General features: G+C 58.6%; 5 protein-coding genes. All 5 read left to right on the top strand.

The window, feature by feature from the left end:
* The coding region (locus D8U18_RS00540; protein ID WP_131106793.1) for an FAD-binding oxidoreductase at positions 1-944 on the top strand (944 nt) is incomplete at its 5' end.
* A 362-nt stretch (positions 945-1306) separates the two neighbouring features.
* Positions 1307-2440, top strand: coding sequence for an ABC transporter substrate-binding protein (locus D8U18_RS00535; RefSeq protein WP_130906858.1), 1134 nt, complete (start codon positions 1307-1309; stop codon positions 2438-2440).
* Between the two features lie 240 nt (positions 2441-2680).
* Entirely contained in the window at positions 2681-3595 is a 915-nt protein-coding gene (locus tag D8U18_RS00530) for a branched-chain amino acid ABC transporter permease (protein WP_056852398.1), read from the top strand.
* 3 nt (positions 3596-3598) lie between these two features.
* On the top strand, positions 3599-4882 hold the full coding sequence (gene livM / locus D8U18_RS00525) for a high-affinity branched-chain amino acid ABC transporter permease LivM (RefSeq protein WP_056852399.1): 1284 nt from the start codon (positions 3599-3601) through the stop codon (positions 4880-4882).
* A partial coding sequence (locus D8U18_RS00520) for an ATP-binding cassette domain-containing protein (protein WP_131106792.1) occupies positions 4879-5401 on the top strand: 523 nt, incomplete at its 3' end. The genes livM and D8U18_RS00520, both read left to right, overlap by 4 nt.

Here is a 5401-nt window from a genome sequence, read left to right as displayed (position 1 = left end):
ACAACATCGATTGCCAGTTGCGCCGCGAAGGCACGCTGCACATGGCGCACAACGCCCGCGGCGAAGCCGACTTGCGCAGTCGTGAAGAACAATGGAAACGTCGCGGTGCGCCGGTGGAACTGCTCACCGGTCAAGCGTGTGAACAAGCCACCGGCACCAAAAAAATTGCCGCCGCGCTGCTCGATCGGCGTGCCGGCACGCTTAACCCGATGGCCTATACCACGGGGCTGGCCAAGGCGGCCATCAGTCTGGGCGGTCTGTTGTTCGATCATTCACCCGTCAGCCGACTCGAACGTCAGGGGCAGCGCTGGTCGGTGCAGACTGCACAGGGTTCGGTGCTGGCCGAGCAAGTGGTGATCGCCTCCAATGCCTATACCGAAGGCGACTGGACTGAGTTGCGGCGTAACTTTTTCCCCGGTTACTACTATCAGGTGGCTTCGGTGCCGCTGACCGAAGACGCCGCTCGGCAAATCTTGCCCGGTGGCCAGGGTTCCTGGGACACCCGGCAAGTGCTCAGCAGCATCCGTCGTGACAAGGACGGTCGCCTGCTGCTGGGCAGTCTGGGCAATGGCAATCAGAAGCCGACCTGGTTTCTCAAAGCCTGGGCCGACCGGGTGCAGCAGCATTATTTTCCTTACCTCAAACCGGTCGAATGGGAATGCACCTGGACCGGTTGCATCGCTTTTACTCCCGATCATCTGATGCGCCTGTTCGAACCGGCGCCCGGTTTAGTGGCAGTCACCGGTTACAACGGTCGTGGCGTGACTACCGGAACGGTGGTGGGCAAAGCATTTGCCGATTACCTGTGTAACGGAAATCCTCAAGCGCTGCCGATTCCCTTCGCGCCCATGCAGCCATTGGCCGGGGTGGGGTTGCGCAGTTGCCTGTACGAGGCGGGTTTTTCGCTGTATCACGCGGGCCAGTGCCTGCGGATCGTGATCTGAATGTGGATTTTTACAGGGCAAAGCGGCGCTTTTTCGATCTGCAGCTAGCCTGTAGTGGTGCGGGTTGTAGCAGTCCCGCACCAGCAGTGTGCACTTCGGTGACGCACGTTGTTACAGGCTGGTTGCACGTCGTTTAAAGCCGCGGTTGCAATGATGGCGCAGGCGGGTTGCGCCTCAAATAAAAAATGGTTTTACCTTCCGCGGTTTAGACGGTTGCACGCCCAATGAAAATGGGCTCGAAACAGTCGAAAAAACAATAAGGCAACGACTTTTTTCAGAATAAAAAACCGATGGCACGGCCCTTGCTCTGAGCATTCAGTGAAGTCGCAGTGCCAACTAAAAAAACCTTGGAGCACCACCTCATGTCCCAGACGTTTTACAAGAAAGGCTTTCTGGCCCTCGCAGTGGCAACTGCGCTGGGTGTTTCTGCGTTTGCTCAGGCTGACATCAAGATCGGCGTAGCGGGACCAATGACCGGTGCCAACGCGGCATTTGGCGAACAGTACATGAAGGGTGCACAGGCGGCGGCCGATGCGGTCAACGCGGCGGGCGGGGTTAACGGGGAAAAAATCGTACTGGTCAAGGGCGATGACGCCTGCGAACCGAAACAGGCTGTGACGGTCGCCAAAGACCTGACCAACCAGAAAGTGGCCGGCGTCGTCGGTCACTTCTGCTCCTCGTCGACCATCCCGGCCTCCGAGATCTACGACGAAGCGGGCATCATCGCCATTACTCCAGGCTCCACCAACCCACAGGTTACCGAACGCGGCCTGAGCGCCATGTTCCGTATGTGCGGTCGTGACGACCAGCAGGGCATCGTGGCCGGCGATTACATCGTCGACGTGCTCAAGGGCAAGAAAGTCGTCGTGCTGCACGACAAGGACACCTACGGCCAAGGCCTGGCTGACGCCACCAAGGCTCAACTGGTCAAGCGCGGCGTAACGCCTGTGCTGTACGAAGGCCTGACCCGTGGCGAGAAAGACTTCAGCACCATCGTGACCAAGATCCGTGGCGCTGGCGCTGACGTTGTCTACTTCGGTGGTCTGCACCCGGAAGCCGGCCCTCTGGTTCGTCAACTGCGTGAACAAGGCCTCAAAGACGTCAAGTTCATGTCCGACGACGGCATCGTGACCGACGAACTGGTGACCACCGCTGGCGGTCCGCAATTCGTTGACGGCGTGCTGATGACCTTCGGTGCCGACCCACGCCTGCTGCCAGACAGCAAGACCGTGGTAGACGCCTTCCGCAAGGCCGGTACCGAGCCTGAAGGCTACACCCTGTACGCCTACGCTTCGGTGCAAACCCTGGCTGCAGCCTTCAACGGCGCCAAGTCCAACAGTGGCGAAAAAGCCGCTGAGTGGCTGAAGAAGAACCCGGTCAAGACCGTCATGGGCGAGAAGACCTGGGACAGCAAGGGCGACCTGAAAGTCTCCGACTACGTTGTTTACCAGTGGGACAAGGACGGCAAATATCACCAACTGGAAAAACAGAAGTAAGGGCTGATTCGATCACCTGAACCCCACAGATCCCTTGTGGGAGCGGGCTTGCCCGCGATGGGCGGACTTGCAAGAGACATTTTTGTCGAATGTTCAACCGCCATCGCTGGCAAGCCAGCTCCCACAGGGACCGTGGTGGTCTGCCTGATCGTGAATGACATTGCTCCGACGTATATCTGTATTTTCCTTAGAGGAACCGCACAGCCACATGTGCAGGTTCTCATTGCGTGAGATTGCGTTATGGATGGTATTTTCCTGCAGCAACTGGTCAACGGCCTGACCCTCGGGTCGGTCTATGGCCTGATCGCCATCGGCTACACAATGGTCTATGGCATCATCGGCATGATCAACTTCGCCCACGGCGAGGTTTACATGATTTCCGCTTACCTGGCGGCAATCAGTCTGGCTCTGCTGGCTTACTTCGGTATCGAATCCTTTCCGCTGCTGATGCTTGGCACGTTGATCTTCACCATCGTCGTCACGGCGGTGTATGGCTGGGTCATCGAGCGTGTCGCCTACAAACCCCTGCGTAATTCCACCCGGCTGGCACCACTGATCAGCGCCATCGGTATTTCGCTGATCCTGCAAAACTACGCCCAGATCGCCCAGGGCGCCAAGCAACAAGGCGTTCCCACGTTGCTCACAGGGGCCTGGCGTGTCGAGGTCGGTAGCGGTTTCGTGCAGTTGACCTACACCAAGGTGTTCATTCTGGTTGCCGCGTTTGTCGGCATGGCTGCGCTGACCTACATCATCAAGTACACCAAGCTCGGCCGCATGTGCCGTGCAACCCAGCAAGACCGCAAGATGGCTTCGATCCTCGGGATCAACACCGACCGGGTGATTTCCTACGTATTCATCATCGGTGCAGCGATGGCGGCCCTGGCCGGCGTGCTGATCACCATGAACTACGGCACTTTCGACTTCTATGCCGGCTTCATCATCGGGATCAAGGCGTTCACCGCTGCGGTGCTCGGCGGGATTGGCTCGCTGCCTGGCGCCATGCTCGGCGGGATCATCCTGGGGATTTCCGAGTCGCTGTTTTCCGGCCTGGTGAACTCGGACTACAAAGACGTATTCAGCTTCTCGCTGCTGGTTCTCGTTCTGGTCTTTCGGCCCCAAGGCCTGCTCGGCCGTCCTCTTGTGTCGAAGGTGTAAGCGATGTCTTCAACCACTAAAAAAACCATTGATATCAAAAAAAGTCTGGTTGACGCGATTCTTGCCGGCCTCATTGCCCTGATCGTGTTCGGGCCGATTGTCGGCGTTGTGCTCGATGGCTACGGCTTCAACATGGAAACCACCCGGGTGGCATGGATCGTCGCCATTGTCATGGCCGGTCGTTTCGCCCTGAGCTTGTTCCTGCAAACCCCCAAGGGCTTGAGAATCCTTGAAGGTTTTGAAACAACCGGCTCCGGCGTCCATGTATTGGCGCCTGACTACAAATCGCGGTTGCGCTGGATCATTCCGCTGGTAATCGTCATCGCCGTGGTATTCCCGTTTTTCTCCAACTCCTACCTGCTGGGCGTGGTCATCCTCGGGCTGATCTACGTGCTGCTGGGCCTGGGGCTGAACATCGTGGTCGGCCTGGCCGGCTTGCTCGACCTCGGTTATGTGGCGTTCTACGCCATCGGCGCCTATGGTCTGGCACTCGGTTATCAATACCTCGGGCTGGGCTTCTGGACGGTGCTGCCGCTGGCGGCGATCACGGCGGGGCTGGCCGGTTGCATCCTCGGTTTCCCGGTGCTGCGTCTGCACGGTGACTATCTGGCAATCGTGACCCTGGGCTTCGGTGAAATCATCCGTCTGGTCCTCAATAACTGGCTGTCGCTGACTGGCGGTCCGAACGGCATGCCGGCACCGCTGCCGACTTTCTTCGGCCTGGAATTCGGCAAGCGGGCGAAGGACGGTGGTGTACCGTTCCATGAGTTCTTCGGCATCGCCTATAACCCGGACGTGAAGTACTACTTCATCTACGCAGTGTTGTTCCTGGTGGTACTGGCTGTGCTGTACATCAAGCATCGCCTGGTGAAGATGCCGGTCGGTCGTGCCTGGGAAGCGCTGCGCGAAGACGAGATCGCCTGCCGCTCCATGGGCCTGAACCACGTTCTGGTCAAGCTCTCGGCGTTCACCATCGGTGCATCGACGGCAGGTCTGGCGGGCGTGTTTTTTGCCACTTATCAGGGCTTCGTCAACCCGACCTCGTTCACGTTCTTCGAATCGGCCCTGATCCTCGCCATCGTGGTACTGGGTGGCATGGGCTCGACCATTGGTGTGGTGATTGCTGCCTTCGTGCTGACTGTCGCCCCGGAACTGCTGCGTGGCTTCGCCGAGTACCGCGTGCTGTTGTTCGGCATCCTGATGGTGTTGATGATGATCTGGCGACCGCGTGGCCTGATTCGGATCAGCCGCACCGGTGTGACCCCGCGTAAAGGAGTAGCGCCATGAGCGAAGTCGTACTCAGTGTCGAAAAGCTGATGATGCACTTCGGCGGCATCAAGGCGTTGAACGATGTCAGCCTGCAGGTCAAACGCAACTCGATCTTCGCCCTGATCGGTCCCAATGGCGCCGGCAAGACCACGGTGTTCAACTGCCTGACCGGGTTCTACAAGGCTTCCGGCGGCAAGATCGAACTCAATGTGCGTGGCGAAAGGACCAACGTCATCCAGTTGCTCGGCGAATCGTTCAAACCGACCGATTTCGTCTCGCCTAAAAACTTCATCACCCGGCTGCGCTACAAGATGTTTGGCGGCACCCACCTGGTGAACCGTGCCGGGCTGGCGCGGACTTTCCAGAACATTCGCCTGTTCAAGGAAATGTCGGTGCTGGAAAACCTGCTGGTGGCCCAGCACATGTGGGTCAACCGCAGCATGCTCGCCGGCATTCTCAACACCAAGGGCTATCGCAAGGCTGAAAGCGATGCGCTGGACCACGCGTTCTACTGGCTGGAAGTGGTGGACCTGGTGG

Source organism: Pseudomonas sp. Sample_10 (assembly GCF_004321495.1).
GTDB lineage: Bacteria > Pseudomonadota > Gammaproteobacteria > Pseudomonadales > Pseudomonadaceae > Aquipseudomonas.
The sequence above is the reverse complement of the archived record's forward strand: the minus strand, read 5'-3'. Positions and strand labels throughout refer to the sequence as shown.

Excerpts from the sequence above, each read along its gene's own strand:
- D8U18_RS00530 (WP_056852398.1), top strand. The coding sequence starts at position 2,681 with ATGGATGGTATTTTCCTGCAGCAACTGGTCAACGGCCTGACCCTCGGG.
- livM (WP_056852399.1), top strand. The coding sequence starts at position 3,599 with ATGTCTTCAACCACTAAAAAAACCATTGATATCAAAAAAAGTCTGGTT.
- D8U18_RS00535 (WP_130906858.1), top strand. The coding sequence starts at position 1,307 with ATGTCCCAGACGTTTTACAAGAAAGGCTTTCTGGCCCTCGCAGTGGCA.